Consider the following 15,614-nt stretch of genomic DNA (forward strand, 5'->3'; position numbering starts at 1 on the left):
GAGATCGCTGTAAGAAACTGCACCTGTTTTATGGCTGTTTTCGGGGGCTCTTTTTTACAGGTTCAGGCAACTTCATGCCAAGCACCTGACAGACTTGTTCGACGGCCAGTTGGACGGAACGGGTATGATTTTCCATGGCACGCGCTTTGGGTCTGGCAACCCGTACTATTTCTTCAAGTGTGCACCTATGGACGATTCGCTTCACGGCCCACTCGAAATGTTCCGTGACAAAACCGTGATTCTTCTCGGGAGATTTAAGGACTCCCTGCCGCTGGTATTCAAGTTCCAGTCTGTCCAAGTGCTTCGACAGCCGCTCCATAAAAGTGTCCTTGAAGGATTTAGGGCGGCTCTTGGAACGTTTGAGGTTAATTTCTCGCCGAAACTCCCTCCAGACGATTTTGGCTGCTTTACTCCTGTGTTGAGTTTCAAGATCAACCCACATTGGGACAGCATCAAAACAGTAAAGAGACTTATTTTCCAGCGCCCATTTATGATGATTTACGCCCGGGCCCGGTGCTGGAAACACCTGCTTCATCCGTTCGCCATTTTTTTTCGCCACATACGTCCACGTCTCAAGCGTCTCGACTACGGAATCCAAGAACCAATCGTCTGGGATATTCGTTCTCAGAAGCCACCGGCGAAATTCGTCCGCAAACTCCCGGTAGTCCTGGGAACATTTGTTCGTGCTGGGCGTTCGCACCAGACAGCGAATGATCTGGGGGTCAACTGGATTCTCCTTGCATTTTAGACGTACGTACACAGGGGCTACCTTTTGCCTGAGGTCAACAACGAGTTCCGGTGCAACGCGGTTGAAGGCCTGGAGAAATTCGACTCTTGCCCGTAACGCATCTCCTGGCGTGTAATAGTCACCACTCGCTAGCGGCACGCGACCTTTCTTGCGTGGCATCAGTTCACCCTCCCGCCTGGCGGATCGGAACCACTTCCCCGCCCGTCCGTTTCTTCGCCACAGCCATTAGCTGTTTGCCGTGCCGGTCAAGGGCCTTACGGGCCTGATCTTCCCCGAGACGGGCATAAATCTTGGTGGTCTGAACGCTTGAGTGGTTGAGGACGTGGCCGATAAGCACAAGGGAGTTGCCCGACTGGGCGAGCCAGCTTCCCACGGTGCGGCGCAGGTCATGGAGCGTCACGTCCGTCACCCCGGCCTTTTCCCGCACGCTCCGCCACGCCTTGCCGATGTTCACGTAATGGCTTCCCGGTATCCCTCCGGGGATTACGTAGGGGTTCCCCTCTTCCCTCGGGAGTTCTTTCAGGATCGCCACGGCCTCGGGCGAGAGCGGAACCGTGTGCGCCCTGCCCGACTTGGTATCCGGCAACCGGAGTTCCTTGCTCTTTAAGTCAACGTCCGACCATTTGGCCCTGAGCAGTTCATTCTTGCGGACACCGGTGAGCAGGTAGAGCCACAGGGCCTTGCGGACATACAGGTTGGAATACCCGTTGATCGCCTTGGCGAGTTCCGGCAGCTCTTTGGCCGTTACCCACCGGTCCCGCTTTCGCTCCGGGTAAAGTTCGATACCCCGTGCGGGGTTGGGCAACCCCTCGGGCATCAGCCCCCACTGCTTCGCCAGTTCAAACACCTTGGCGAGCATCTTGATTGTTCGGTTGGCCTCAATCGGGGCGCCCTTGCCGATTTTCCGGTGAAGGTCCGCAATTTCCGCCCGGGTGATCGTAACGGGCTTCCGGTTGAGCCAGCCCGAGGGAACGTGCTTGTTGAGCCGCCTTTCGTCCTCTTCCCACGTCCGCTTGCGGGGCTTGGCGTGCCGTTCGATATAGACGGCCTTCAGGTCCCTGAACGTCTCGCCGCTACGGCCCTTTTCACGCTCCGCTTGCGGGTCTTTCCCTTCAATCACTTCAACCAGCTTGCGGCGTGCCAGGTCCCGCGCCTCATCCACCGTGAGCACCCCGTATTGCCCGAGGGCCATGAACCGTTGCCGCCCCTGTGCCCGGTATTTGATGACGAACGACTTTATGCCCGAGGGGTAGACCCGCAATCCGAAACCGGGAAGCTGGCCGTCCCATTCGACCCGGCACCCCTTCCGGTTCGTGCCGCCCGGGTAGTAAACAGAGTCCACTTTTCGCTTGCTTAGTGCCACGCGAGCCGCCTTCCCGTCCCCGTGTCCGGCTGGTTGCTCGGCTGGAGCAACCACGGAGCAACCACACGGCATGATTTCACGTGCGGGAACGTGCTTTCAATATGAGGCACCTTTCGGCATTTTTGCAAGCAATTTGTAGGGGTTATCGTATTTGGAAGGGTCTGGAAGGGTCACGAAACCCTGCCTTTTAAGCAGAGGGTCCCGGGTTCGAGTCCCGGGCGACCCACCAGTTTTAGGGCGGTCCAAGGCCGCATGTGTATTCCCGGCTGGCCCAATAAACCTGCGAAGTCCGCTATGCGTCAGCCCCCCGCCGGCTGCTGCTCGCTTCCGTCTGGATTTATCTCGCGGCGGTTTACCTGATGTTTCTCGTCTCGCCCTGGTACGGCGACATGCAGGTCCGGGCCGCCTTCGACCGGATACTCACCCACGCGGGGGTGGTGATGGGGGTGGCGGCGATTTCAAATCGTACCAAACATGTTCGGGATATCATTACCATACCACCCCGTACTTTCCATCGTAATCAGCGCAATGATCTTCCGGACCAGTAAATCCCTCATAATAGTAAACCTGCCCCAGCCTGCGAGCGTCTTCGCCCTCTTCGCCCAGCACCGGATGGTTCTCGATCAGGCAAACATCGATTAGGTCATCCCGACTGCACAGATCATCAGGGGAGAACTCGCCCCCGTCCTCTGAACAGTATTTTTCGACCTTCTCCTCTTCGAAACCGAAATAGCCTGACACATTTGATTGTATATTGATTTCAATACACATCTTTTCGTCAATATAATCACATGAAACCACTTTAGCGCGAAATCTGTCGCATCCCGATAGGGCCAGTACAATCCACAGCACCCGTAGACCGATAGCACTGGTGAGTTCTGCTCTCATGGCCACCTGCCCCATTTCCATGGCGAATCGTTTTCATGGTCTTCCAGGAAGTTTATCTTTGGATCATGCCATTTATCGCGTAGAACGTTGCCTTGGTCATCTTTCAATTCCCGGCCAAACATCATGGCAAGCATGCCCATTGTTACATGTGACGCCACATATCCATCACCAAGCACGCCCGCCTGCTGTAAGTGCAACGATTCGTGGCTTACCCAATCGTGAAAGTTCCAGCCTTTACGGATTCCGTTCCGTTCGACCTTGAGCAGCATGGCGTGGCCGATAGTTTGCGCGGATGCTTTTCCCATCACGAACCCGGTGCCTGAAAATACGATCGTCCCTTGGCCACCGACAGATTCGGCATGGATGCCAACATGCTTCCCCTGCATCGCACCAACTGCAATGGCCGCTAAACCTACCGACAGTCCAAGCATGGTGGTTTTCGCGCCGACCAGATAGCCATGGAATCCAATCCCCCCTTTTTGCTGGGTCGATGCGTAGGTTGCCGCGTCAGCACCGATCACAAATGGGTTTGCCGCCATCTGCCCAAGTGTATCCCAGAACGCATCCGACAGCCCAAAGCCGGGCAAGGGAATGGGGAGAATTGCCATGAAGAGTGCCTGCATGACGATGCTGATCACGCTGGATAACACTTTCAGCACGAACTTCTTCACCCACTTCCAGAACCCGTACCCGTCCACATCCACCCGGTTCAGCGGGTTGTTGAGCACGTAGCTGAAGCGGTTCAGATCCTGCGGCTCGAACGTCCGCCCCTGCCAGTCCCGCACCTGCTCCGGGATGCCGTCCGCGGGCGAGGCGCTTCCCGACTGGAACCCCCATTCGACAAGCCGCATCGCCTGAAGCGGCGCGGGTTCGAGTTGCCGGGGGTCGGCCGAGATGAACCGGCCCGCCTGGGGGTCGTAGTAGCGGTTCTCGAAGTTCACGAGGCCAAGCGCGGCGTCCTGCCGCTTGCGCGTGAAGGTCCGGTCATTGGCCGGTCCGGTATTCATCGTCAGTTCCACTGCCTTGCGCCCAGTATATCACGGCCCCCTGATCCCCATAATCAGAACTGATTTCTGTTTCTAATAACCCTTTTCCGGCATTCCCAGGGGCTAGGTCCGCCCAGTGGCCACGCCTCACCTCAAACGAGGCGTGGTGAGCCGTGGTGAAGCGTGGTGGCTGTAATTGACTGTTTTCACTCGCTATTTTTATGTGATATCCATCACTTTCTACCGGCCTGACCCGTGTTGAGGTGTGGCGAAGCGTGGTGAGCCGTGGCGGCGGCCCGGTTCACCGGCCGGGCGCAACCGGCTGGCGGCCGGTTTTCCGGGACCATAGTTTCCTGAAATAGAAGTAAATTACGGAACATTTAAGTCCCTTTGAGGCGGGGCCAGCGCCGGGAACGGGCTGGAACTGGCGGATCAGCTTCCGAACCACTTGCGTAGTTCGTACTTGATCGTCTCGCGGCCCATCTTGGCGATGGACTCGGTCAGGGGGATTTCCTTCGGGCAGACCTGGACGCAGTTCTGCGCGTTGCCGCAGGCGGCGATGCCGCCGGGACCGAGCAGCGCCTCCAGCCTCTCGTCGGCATTGCGCTCGCCGGTCGGGTGCATGTTGAACAGGCGCGCCTGGCTGATGGCCGCCGCCCCGATGAAGCCGGTTTTCTCGTTGTAGTTCGGGCAGGCCTCCACGCAGCAGCCGCAGGTCATGCAGGTGGACAGCGTATAGGTCACATGCTGGTCCTTCGGGCTCTGGCGCGGGCCGGGGCCCAGGTCATAGGTCCCGTCGATCGGGATCCACGCCTTCACGCGCTTCAATGCCTCGAACATCGGCTGGCGGCTCACCTGCAGGTCGCGGATCACCGGGAACTTGCCCATGGGCTCCAGGACGATGGGCTGCTCCAGATGGTCCACAATGGCCGAACAGCTCTGGCGCACCTTCCCGTTGATGACCATGGTGCAGGAGCCGCAGACCTCCTCCAGGCAGGCGCATTCCCAGTTCACGGGGGTGGTGGGCTCGCCTCCGGCGGTTTTCGGATTCTTCTGGACGCCCATCAGCAGCGAGATCACGTTCATGCCCGCCTCGTAGGGGACCTCGAACTCCTGCCAGTAGGGCGCCGAGCCGGCCTCGTCCTGCCGCTTCACCTTGAACCGGACGGTCTTGCCGCCGCCTGTGTGCTGCTGTTCGCTACCGTGCGCCTGCGTCATCTTTGTCTGCTCCTGGAAAAATATCCGGCCTGTCCCGCCCGCCGTGTCAGTCGTATTTCCGGGCCACCGGCTTCATCAGGGAGATATCCACGTCCTCGTAGGCAATCTCCGGTGCCTCGGTGAGCCCCACGAACTTCGCTCGCGTGGTCTTGAGGAACTTCTCGTCATTGCGGTCAGGAAAATCGGGCTTGTAGTGGGAACCCCGCGATTCGTCGCGCTTCAGGGCCCCCAGCGTGATGACCCGCGCCAGCGCCAGCATGTACTTGAACTGGCGGGTGAACAGGATCTCCCGGTTCATGCGCGAGCCCCGGTCCACGATTCCCGTCCGGCTCCAGCGGTCCTGAAGCTCCTGGAGCTTCACGTCGGTTTCCTTGAGCTTGTCGTTGTACCGGACGATCGTGACGTTCTCGGTCATCAGGTCGCCGAGCTGGTCGAGCATCCGGAAGCAGTTCTCGCTGCCGCTCATGCCCTTGATCCGGTCGAACTCCTCCTGCTCGATCCTCACCGCGCCGGTGAATACCGATTCGGCCACCTTGTCGCCGGCCTTCTTCTGGTTGCCGAGGTAGTCCAGTATCTTTTCGGCCGAGTAGAACCCGCCGAAGATGCAGGAGACGAGCGAGTTCGCGCCGAGGCGGTTCGCGCCGTGATACTGGTAATCGACCTCTCCGGCGGCGAACAGGCCCGGAAGGTTCGTCATGTGGCCGTCATCCACCCACAGGCCGCCCATCGAGTAGTGGACGCCGGGGAACACCTTCATGGGCACCTTGCGCGGGTCGAAACCGGCGAACTTCTCGTAGATTTCGAGCACCGCCTTGAGCTTGGTGTCCAGGTAGTCCTTCGGCAGGTGCGTCACGTCCAGGTAGACCATCGCCTTGCCGTCTATGCCGAGCCCCTTGTTGAACACGACATCGTGGATTTCGCGGGAGGCGACGTCACGCGGCACCAGGTTCCCGAAGCGCGGATACTTCTCCTCAAGGAAATACCAGGGCTTGCCGTCCCGGTAGACCCACACCCGGCCTCCTTCGCCGCGCACCGATTCGGAGATGAGCCGCAGCTTGTCCGAGCCGGGGATGGCGGTCGGGTGGATCTGGATGAACTCGCCGTTGGCATAGTGCGCGCCGCAGGCGTAGGTAGACGCCGCCGCGCCGCCGGTGTTGATGGCCGAGTTCGTGGACTTGCCGAAAATGAGGCCTGGGCCGCCCGTGGCCACCAGCACGGCGTCAGCCTTGAACACCTTGAGTTCCATCGTCGGCATGTAGACCGCCACGATGCCCCGGCAGATGCCTTCTTCATCCAGCACGGGACGGAGGTATTCCCATCCCTCGAACTTCTCGACCGCACCCTCGGCCTCGTAGCGGCGGACCTGCTCGTCCAGCGCGTACAAAAGCTGCTGGCCGGTGGACGCGCCGGCGAACGCCGTGCGGTGATGGAGCGTGCCGCCGAACCGGCGGAAATCGAGGAGCCCCTCCGGTGTGCGGTTGAACGTGACGCCCATCCGGTCGAACAGGTAGATGATCCGGGGCGCGGCATCGCACATCAGCTTCGGCAGCTTCTGGTTGGCGAGGAAGTCCCCGCCCTTGATCGTGTCCTTGAAGTGAAGCTCCGGTGAATCGCCCTGGCCCTTGGTGTTCACCGCGCCGTTGATGCCGCCCTGGGCGCAAACGGAGTGGGAACGCTTCACCGGAACGATGGAAAACAGCGACACGGTGCCGCCCAGTTCGCAAACCTTCATCGCGGCCGAGAGCCCCGCGAGCCCGCCGCCGACGATGATGACGTGATTTCCTGCCTTGCCCTGTGCTGTCATGTGAGTTCCAAAATCCTTCAGTATTCGCCTGGAATAATCAGTTGCCGGACGCTTCCGGCAGCGCCGGTGCCTCTGAAGCCGTTTCAGCGAGCACGGCGTGGTGCTTGCCCGCCTCCTCCGTGCGGGGCTTGCCCCAGCCGAAGATCACGGCGGCCCCGACGCCCATGCCCGCCAGCGCCAGGAACAGCCCGAAACAGGCCAGCGCGGCGAGCTTCTGCGCCCTTGCCGTGATGGCGATGCCCCACTTGCAGAGAATCGAGAACATCCCGTTGGCGAAGTGGACCGCCGCGAAGACACAGAAAACGACGTAGAAGATGTTGGCCGGGATTCCGAGCACCGAGCCGCTGCCGATGTAGTTGTACATGTAGGCGGCATCCGGCTCGACGCCATTCACCAGATAGTTCCAGCGGGTGTGATAGACGTGGTAGCCGATCATCACGAACAGGGCGACGCCGCTCCACCGCTGGATGTCGAACATCCAGTTCCGCAGGTACGGGTACTGGGTCGCGTTCTGCTTGGCCTCATACGTGAGGTAGAAGCCGTAGACGCCGTGAAACAGGAGCGCGGCGACGAGCCCGATCTCGATGACCGGGAGCACGGGGATCGCCTGGATCGCCTCGCCGTGCTCGTTCCATGCCTTGTCGCTCCAGAAAATATACGTGTGGGCGTACAGGTGCTGGAGCAGGAACACGCCCAGCGGCACGACGCCGCTCAGGGCGTGGAGCCGCCGGAGAAGGAAATACCGTTCGTTCTGGGTGGGTAGGACCGAAGCGTCGTGAGCCATATCTGGTTTCTGCTGTCTTGCCGCCGTGATGTAGTTTGGCCGTATGCCTGTATACTGTATACAGATATACGGCCCAACGCTGGCCCGCAGTGACCGCCGTGTCAAGATGAATGCGGCTACACAAAAAAGTTGCCCTTCCCCGGTCAGGGGAAGGGCAGCCTGCAAACAAAAGCCCTTATTCTTCCAGCAGGGAGCGGAGCATCCAGGCGTTCTTTTCGTGGAGCTGCATCCGCTGGGTCAGGAGGTCCAGCGTGGCCTCGTCACTGGCCTTTTCGGCTGTCGCCACGATGGACCGGGCCGTGCGGATCACCGTCTCCTGCCCGTTAACCAGTTGCCGGATCATCGCCTTGGCCTTGGGAACCCCCTTGGACTCGGAAAGCGACGACAGTTTGGCGAAGTCCGAATAGGTGCCGGGCGCCGGTTCGCCAAGGGCCCGGATACGCTCGGCGATCAGGTCAACGGCCAGGGCCAGCTCGTTGTACTGGGTTTCAAACATGAGGTGCAGCGTCTGGAACATGGGCCCGGTGACGTTCCAGTGGAAATTGTGGGTGGTGAGATACAGCGTATAGGTGTCGGCCAGAAGGCTGCTCAAGCCCCTGGCGATGGCCACCCGGTCCTTCTCCCCGATGCCGATGTCGATTTTCGGCGGCCCGCTGGCGCCGCCGCCCTTGTTCTTCTTGCCCATGAAAACGTCTCCTTTGCTGCCGCGTTATGTGCATGACACGCGGCAACACCCGCCGCGCATCCTATCCGTGATGCCGGCACCAAACCATGACATTTGGCAGGGATGTCCGGCTGGACGGGCAGCCTGACTACCCGGCGCGCCGCTGGATCATGCCTTCGACGGCTTCGGGGGGAAGGATAAGATCGCGGCGGCCGGTCTGGCCCACCTGGGGGCCGACAATGCCGTCGTATTCCATCTGCTCGACGTAGCGGGCGGCCTTGTTGTAGCCGACGCTCATGCGGCGCTGGAGATAGCTGATGGATATCTTGCGCTCCTTGAGGACCACGCGGATCGCCTCGATGTAGCGGGGATCGCCGAACATGTCCTCGCTGGAGCCGCCGGGCCCCTCCTCGTCGTCACCGGGCATGGTGAGAATCTCGCCGATGTATTCGGGCTTGCCGGTCTTGCGCAGAAAATCACAGACCGCGTTCACCTCGTCGTCGGAAATGAACGCCCCGTGAATACGCTCGGGGGCGCTCGATTTCGAGTGGATGAACAGCATGTCGCCGTTGCCGAGCAGTTCCTCTGCGCCGGGCTCGTCCAGCACGGTCTTGGAATCAACACCCGTGCGGAGCTTGAAGCTGACGCGGGTCGGCAGGTTCGCCTTGAGCGATCCGGTGACGATGTTCACCGACGGACGCTGGGTGGCGATGATGAGATGGATACCGACGGCACGGGCCATCTGGGCAATCCGCTGGATCTGGACTTCCACCTCCTTTCCCACGGTCATCATGAGGTCGGCCATCTCGTCCACGACAACGAAGATGCGGTGCATGGGCACAGGGGGAGTCAGCGCCATCGATTCGGGCAGCGGGGACGGCAGTCCCGATGCGGCATCCACTCCGGCCGATTCACCCGGCCGGATACCCTCGGCGGCGGCCTCGGCCGGAAGGCTGGAGCCGTGCCAGTTTTTCCACGAGCCATCCTTCAGGGCCTTGCGGACCGTCTCGTTATAACCGTCAATGCTCCGCACCCCGCGCTCGGCCAGTTGCGTCAGCCGGTGCTCCATTTCGGCCACGGCCCACCGGAGTGCCGAGGCGGCCTTCTTCACGTCCACGATGATCGGGGCCAGCAGGTGAGGGATGTCCTCATAAGGCTTCAGTTCGACCATCTTCGGGTCGATCATGATGAAGCGGGCGTCCTCCGGACGGCATTTGTACAGGAGCGAGATCAGGGTCGAGTTGATCCAGACCGACTTGCCTGCGCCCGTGGTGCCCGCAACGAGCAGGTGCGGCGCCTTGGTCAGCTCGAAATAGATCGGCTTGCCGTGGATGTTCTTGCCCATCGGAACGATGTAGGGCGACGGGGCCTTCTGGAACTCGTCGTCCTCGACCAGTTCCTTCAGCGTGATCGTCTCGCGGTCCTTGTTGGGCACCTCGATCCCGACCACCGATTTGCCCGGGATGGGCGCGAGAATCCGGATGTTCGGCACGGCGAGGCCCAGCTTGAGGTCCGGTATGAGCTTCTGGATCGCCGAGACACGCACCCCCTGCCCCGGCTCGAACTCGTATGTCGTCGCCACCGGGCCGGGCTCGATCTGGGTCACGCCGCCCTTCACTCCAAAATCGAGAAGCTTCTTTTCGATGAGCCGCGCCGTCGCCTGGAGCGCATCGGGGTTCTGCCTGATGCGGCGGGCGTCGGTTTGCAGGAGTTCCACCGGCGGGAGCGGCGCGGGTGTCCCTTCGGCACGGGCGAATTCAAACGCCTCCTGCACCACCTTCCGCACCTTGGCACGCTTTTTCTTCTGGGCCGGGGCGGCTTCCCCGGCCTCGTCGTGGGTCACCACCACCGGTTCGGGCGTCGGACGCGCCGCATCCAGTTCGGCCGACATCTCGCGGACAATCGATTCGCGTTCTTCCAGGGCGTCCTGGACCAGCTTCTCCTCGCGGGCCTTTTCCATGGCCGCACGGGCCCAGTGCCAGGTGTCACGGATCGCCTTCAGGAGCGAGAACCGCACCAGCAACTGAAGGGAGACGACGGTAAGCGCAAGGCCGATCACCACCGCACCCGACCGGGAGAAGAACCGGGCCAGAAGGCCCTGCCCCACCAGGAGACCGATCGTTCCGCCACCAGCCACCTGACCGGCCGGACCATGGGAAAACACCACGCTCGACAGCGCCGCCGCGCATATAACGAGGCCGCCAAAGGCGGCTGTCCGGGCGGCGAGCGCCTTCCCCCACGGAATCTCCCGCTCGGTGAAAAACCGCCAGGCCAGATACAGTGCCGCCGGTCCCATGAGCCAGGAACCCCAGCCCACCATGTCGATCAGGAGATTCTCGGCCACCCAGTGCCCGGCACGGCCGAACCAGTTGGCCATCTGCTCGCCGGGACGGTCGCTCGCATCGTACGAAACGAGGCTCCCCAGAAGGAATATGCCCAGAAGTCCCCATCCGAGGCCCACCATCTCGTTTTTGATTGCGCCAAAGCGGTCAGCTTCGCCGCCGGTGACAGCGGCGCCGTCCACCGCCGCAGGGGAAGTCCGGCGGGCGCGCCTTTTCGGCGTAGCGGCCTCCGGCGGCGGCAGTTCCGGCATCAGGTCTTCAGTGGTTTCGGGGACAATCGTCGGCATGGTCCGGGCGTACGTCCAAAGAAGGCGCGGCTCCACAAAAGTCGGCCGCACCTATATAAGCCCACACCTGACACCGGAACCCCAACAGGATACCGGACCCTGCGGGGATTGCAACGGATTACCGCGCCGGTTCGAACAGGCCGGCCTTCAGGTAATCCGCGCCCGGAAAATCGGGCGGCGGCGGAAGCCGCTCGACAAGGCGGAACATGGCCAGCGACTGCCGGAACGATGCCCACGACCAGCCGGCAAGGTTCGACGCCGCCAGCAGAAGGCCGCCCGGCGCAAGGACCGTTTTCAGGTCATGGGCCATGCTCAGGTACCCGTCACGAACAGTGAAACGGCCCTCCCGGCTCGTGGCATAGGAAGGCGGATCAACGACGATGATATCGAAACGCTCTCCACGGCCGGCCAGGTCCGCCAGATAGGCCACCGCGTCGGCCCGCACCTGACGGATTGAACCCTGCACTCCGGACAGTTCCGCGTTGGCCCTTGCCCAGTCGAGCCACCGGGGACCGATATCCACCTCGACAACCTCCGGCGCACCGCGGAGCGCCGCCACCACCGAGAAGGCGCCGGTGTAGGAGAACAGATTCAGGGCACGAACGCCCCTGCCCTCCTTCAGCCGGCGCCTGACCTGCGCTCCAACAACCTTGCGGCCGTCGCGCATATCGAGAAAAAGACCGGTCGAAAACCCTGCCTCCAGCGACACCCATAACGGAACGCCGTTTTCTGTCACCTGGAACCGTCCCGCCGGTGGCTCCCCGAACAGGACATCGGGCCTTGCAGGCTCGTCGCCGGAATGGGAGAGGTTGTCCGGCCGGGATTTCCAGACAGCACTCCTCGCTTCCATGCCAAACCGGTCCTTCAGGGCCGAAGCGGCCTGCTCGCACCAGTACCGGGCGGCATTCCGGGGATTCTTTTCGGTCTTCGGATAGTGGGTGGCCAGCAGGTGACCGGCATAGAAGTCGATGGTCAGTTCCGGATGCAGTTCAAAATGGGAAACCCGGAAGGCATCCGATGCCTTGGCTACGCCCGCCCGGAGATCGAGCAGCCGGGCGAGATTGCCGGACGGTGATGATGAACCGGACGCCATACTCAAGGTGCCGAGTGTAGACGAAAAACCGGCATTTGCCGGGCGTTCCGGAAAGGCAGCCGGAACCTGCAACCGGCGTCTTTTCTCCGGGGTATGAATAGGCTACTCAAAAGGCCCGTTCGGCCGGACCGGCACTCCACATGCGGTCCGGATACTCCCCAAGCGCCCGGAAAAGGAGCCCCCGCCGCTCATGGCCAAATACAAGAAACTGACGCCCCCCACCACAGGCAGCAAGATCACCATCGCCAAGGACAAGTCGGTGGCTGTCCCGAATGATCCGGTCATCCCGTTTATCGAGGGGGATGGCACCGGACCTGACATCTGGCGGGCTTCGCAGTTCGTGTTCGATGCGGCGGTCCAGAAGGCATACGGCGGCAAGCGCAGGATCGTCTGGTTCGAGGTGTTTGCCGGTGACAAGGCCAATGACGTCTACGGGCCGAATACCTGGCTCCCCGACGACACGCTGAAAGCCATCAAGGATTACGTCGTCGCCATAAAGGGACCGCTCACGACGCCGGTAGGCGAAGGTATCCGGTCGATCAATGTCACGCTCCGCCAGGTCCTGGACCTTTATGCCTGTGTGCGGCCGGTCCGGTGGTTCCAGGGAGTCCCGGCCCCGGTGAGCCGCCCCGGCGATCTCGACGTGGTGATCTTCCGCGAGAATACCGAGGACGTCTATTCAGGCATTGAATACGCCTCCGGAAAGCCCGAGACGAAACAGATCATCCAGTTCATCAACAAGGTGAACGGCAAGAAGGGCGGTTCCGGCAAGAAGGTCGACCTCGCCGCCGGGGTCGGCATCAAGCCGATCACGAAGAAGGGAACCCAGCGGCTCGTCCGCAAGGCAATCCAGTACGCCATCGACAAGGGACGCCCGTCGGTCTCGATCGTCCACAAGGGCAACATCATGAAGTTCACGGAAGGCGCCTTCCGGAACTGGGGCTACGAGGTGGCGAAAAAGGAGTTCCGCAAGCAGATCGTCACATGGGACGAGGTGCAGAAGGAGCATGGCGGAAAGGTTCCTGCCGGAAAGATTCTCGTGCAGGACGTGATCGCCGACAACATGTTCCAGCAGCTTCTCCTCCGGCCGACGGACTACTCGGTGCTGGCGACCCCGAACCTGAACGGCGACTACCTTTCGGATGCGGCCGCCGCGCAGGTGGGCGGCCTCGGCATTGCGCCGGGAGCGAACATCGGCGACAAGGCGGCGGTATTCGAGGCCACCCACGGCACCGCTCCCAAATACGCGGGCCAGGACAAGGTGAACCCCGGGTCGGTGATCCTGTCGGGAGTGATGATGTTCGAATACATGGGGTGGGATCGTGCGGCACAGCTCATCACGGCCGCGATGGAGAAGACCATCTCCGAAAAGACCGTCACCTACGACTTCGAGCGCCAGATGCAGGGTGCGAAACTGCTGAAGTGCTCGGAGTTCGGCAAGGCGGTTGCGAAGAACATGGACGCCGTGATTGGCTCCATCAACACTCAGAACTGATCCGGCCTCAAGAACCGGGAAGGCAGGTAACCCATGGCTCGCGCAAAAATCGGACTGATCGGCGGAGGCAACATCGGCGGGCAGCTCGCGCTGCTGGCGGCCCAGAAGGAACTGGGCGACGCGGTGCTGTTTGACATCCCCCAGACGGAGAAGATGACCAGCGGAAAGACGCTGGACATCCTCCAGTCCACGGCAGTCTACGGACAGTCGGCCAGCCTGTCGGGCACGACCGACTGGAAGGATCTGGAAGGCTCGGACGTTCTCATCATCACCGCCGGTGTCCCGCGCAAGCCCGGCATGAGCCGCGACGACCTGGTGAAGATCAATACCGGGATCATGAAGGACGTGGCCGAGAACGCGAAAAAATACTGCCCCAAGGCGTTCACGATCGTCATTTCAAACCCGCTCGACGCGATGGTCTACGTGTACCACAAGATCACCGGCTTCAGCTCGAAGAAGGTTTGCGGCATGGCGGGCGTGCTGGACTCCTCACGCATGGAGACTTTCATCGCAGAGGAACTGGGCGTGTCCGTCGCCGACGTGACGGCGCTCGTGATGGGCGGCCACGGGGATTCGATGGTCCCGCTTCCGCGGTTTACCACGGTGGCGGGCGTGCCGATCACGGAACTGCTGCCGAAGGAGCGGATCGAGGCGATCGTCAAGCGGACGGCCGACGGCGGCGGCGAGATCGTGAACCTGCTGAAGACCGGTTCGGCCTACTTCGCCCCGGCCGCCAGCGCCATCAAGATGGCCGAGAGCTACCTGCGTGACCAGAAGCGGGTACTGCCGTGCGCGGCCTACCTGAACGGCGAGTACGGAATCCGCGGCTACTTCATCGGCGTCCCGGCGGTGATCGGCGCGGGTGGCGTGGAACGGGTCGTCGAAATCAGGCTCACCGCGGACGAACAGGCACTTCTCGACCGCTCCAGGGGCCATGTGGCCGACCTCGTCAAGGCAACGGGAATCTAGCCGCCGTCCAGGTTCACATCGAGTTCCGGGCCGCCGGGCGGCTCGTCCATCTTCGGCCACAGGCGGCTGGCCACGACGCTTGCCGTCAGCACGAAGGCAATGAACCCAAGCGCCAGCCATGTGGGCAGATGATAGTGGTTGGCCAGCAGCATCTTCACTCCGACGAACACAAGGATCACCGCGAGGCCCTGCTTCAGGTAGTGGAACAGGTCGGCCAGCGCCGCCAGCGCGAAGTAGAGCGCACGCAGGCCCAGTATCGCAAAGACATTCGAGCTGTAGACGATAAACGGATCCTGGGTGATTGAGAGAATCGTCGGAATCGAATCGACCGCGAAGACGACGTCGGTCGATTCGATCACCACCAGCACGACAAAAAGCGGTGTCGCCACGCGCTTTCCGTTCACCACCGTGAAAAACCGGCCCCCGTCATATTCGTCCGAAACAGGGATGAACCGGCGAACGACCTTTACCACCGGATTCTTGCCGGGATCGACCTCCTCGTCCTTGCCGAACGCCAGCTTGAAACCGGTGTAGACGAGAAAGGCCCCGAAAACGTAGACCATCCAGTCGAAACGCTGGATCAGCACGATACCGGCGCCGATGAACACCGCCCGCATGACCAGCGCGCCCGCAATACCCCAGAAAAGTACCTTGTGCTGGTATTCCCGCGGCACCCGGAAGTACGAAAAAACCAGCAGGAACACGAACAGGTTGTCCACCGAGAGGGATTTTTCCAGCACCCAGCCGGTGAAATACTCAAGGGCGGGCCCTCTCCCCAGCTCGTACCAGATGCCCAGGTTGAACAGCAGCGCCAGCCCGATCCAGAAGGCGCTCCAGCCGAGGGCCTCCTTGATGCCGATCACATGGCTTTTCCGCTGGAAGACGCCGAGGTCCAGAACAAGCAAAAAAATGACGGCCGCACCGAACACGGCCCACATGATTTCCTGGTTGGACATGGGTGAAAGGGCTCCCG

13 protein-coding genes and 1 tRNA gene are annotated in these 15,614 nt (G+C 61.5%); 3 read left to right on the plus strand and 11 right to left on the minus strand.

Going from position 1 to position 15,614, the window contains the following annotated elements:
- Positions 1-28 precede the first annotated feature (28 nt).
- Together KIT79_08685 and KIT79_08690 are read right to left on the minus strand one after the other, a co-directional pair.
- Positions 29-907, minus strand: a complete 879-nt coding sequence (locus KIT79_08685) for a hypothetical protein (protein MCW5829377.1) — start codon at positions 905-907, stop codon at positions 29-31.
- A 4-nt stretch (positions 908-911) separates the two neighbouring features.
- Entirely contained in the window at positions 912-2,111 is a 1,200-nt protein-coding gene (locus tag KIT79_08690) for a site-specific integrase (GenBank protein MCW5829378.1), read from the minus strand.
- A gap of 157 nt (positions 2,112-2,268) precedes the next feature.
- Between KIT79_08690 and KIT79_08695 the strand changes: the two genes are divergently transcribed.
- A tRNA-Ser gene (locus KIT79_08695) sits at positions 2,269-2,340 on the plus strand.
- A 260-nt stretch (positions 2,341-2,600) separates the two neighbouring features.
- Here the strand turns inward: KIT79_08695 and KIT79_08700 are convergent.
- From KIT79_08700 to KIT79_08735, 8 genes are all read right to left on the minus strand, one after another.
- The gene (locus KIT79_08700; protein MCW5829379.1) at positions 2,601-3,020 is read right to left on the minus strand and encodes a hypothetical protein; all 420 of its coding nucleotides are present in this window, start codon (positions 3,018-3,020) and stop codon (positions 2,601-2,603) included.
- Positions 2,996-4,006, minus strand: a complete 1,011-nt coding sequence (locus KIT79_08705; protein MCW5829380.1) for an RHS repeat-associated core domain-containing protein — start codon at positions 4,004-4,006, stop codon at positions 2,996-2,998. Before KIT79_08705 ends, KIT79_08700 begins: the two co-directional genes overlap by 25 nt.
- Before the next feature lie 411 nt (positions 4,007-4,417).
- On the minus strand, positions 4,418-5,203 hold the full coding sequence (gene sdhB / locus KIT79_08710; protein ID MCW5829381.1) for a succinate dehydrogenase iron-sulfur subunit: 786 nt from the start codon (positions 5,201-5,203) through the stop codon (positions 4,418-4,420).
- Positions 5,204-5,249: 46 nt separating this feature from the next.
- A complete protein-coding gene (sdhA, locus tag KIT79_08715; protein MCW5829382.1) occupies positions 5,250-7,007 on the minus strand; it encodes a succinate dehydrogenase flavoprotein subunit in 1,758 nt (585 codons plus the stop codon).
- Between the two features lie 37 nt (positions 7,008-7,044).
- Positions 7,045-7,791, minus strand: a complete 747-nt coding sequence (locus KIT79_08720) for a hypothetical protein (GenBank protein ID MCW5829383.1) — start codon at positions 7,789-7,791, stop codon at positions 7,045-7,047.
- Between the two features lie 175 nt (positions 7,792-7,966).
- Positions 7,967-8,476, minus strand: coding sequence for a DNA starvation/stationary phase protection protein (locus tag KIT79_08725; GenBank protein ID MCW5829384.1), 510 nt, complete (start codon positions 8,474-8,476; stop codon positions 7,967-7,969).
- Positions 8,477-8,603: 127 nt separating this feature from the next.
- Positions 8,604-11,084, minus strand: coding sequence for a DNA translocase FtsK 4TM domain-containing protein (locus KIT79_08730; protein MCW5829385.1), 2,481 nt, complete (start codon positions 11,082-11,084; stop codon positions 8,604-8,606).
- A 118-nt stretch (positions 11,085-11,202) separates the two neighbouring features.
- Positions 11,203-12,183 (minus strand): class I SAM-dependent rRNA methyltransferase, encoded by a 981-nt coding sequence (locus tag KIT79_08735; protein ID MCW5829386.1) that lies wholly within the window; start codon positions 12,181-12,183, stop codon positions 11,203-11,205.
- Between the two features lie 184 nt (positions 12,184-12,367).
- Between KIT79_08735 and icd the strand changes: the two genes are divergently transcribed.
- Both icd and mdh read left to right on the plus strand, forming a co-directional pair.
- Positions 12,368-13,672, plus strand: coding sequence for an isocitrate dehydrogenase (NADP(+)) (gene icd / locus KIT79_08740; protein ID MCW5829387.1), 1,305 nt, complete (start codon positions 12,368-12,370; stop codon positions 13,670-13,672).
- 33 nt (positions 13,673-13,705) lie between these two features.
- On the plus strand, positions 13,706-14,641 hold the full coding sequence (gene mdh / locus KIT79_08745; GenBank protein MCW5829388.1) for a malate dehydrogenase: 936 nt from the start codon (positions 13,706-13,708) through the stop codon (positions 14,639-14,641).
- Here the strand turns inward: mdh and KIT79_08750 are convergent.
- Positions 14,638-15,597 carry a TerC family protein gene (locus KIT79_08750; GenBank protein ID MCW5829389.1) on the minus strand — a complete coding sequence of 320 codons (960 nt, stop codon included), beginning with the start codon at positions 15,595-15,597 and terminating at the stop codon, positions 14,638-14,640. The genes mdh and KIT79_08750 overlap by 4 nt on opposite strands.
- Positions 15,598-15,614: the final 17 nt, after the last annotated feature.

Source organism: Deltaproteobacteria bacterium, assembly GCA_026129095.1.
GTDB lineage: Bacteria > JAGRBM01 > JAGRBM01 > JAGRBM01 > JAHCIT01 > JAHCIT01.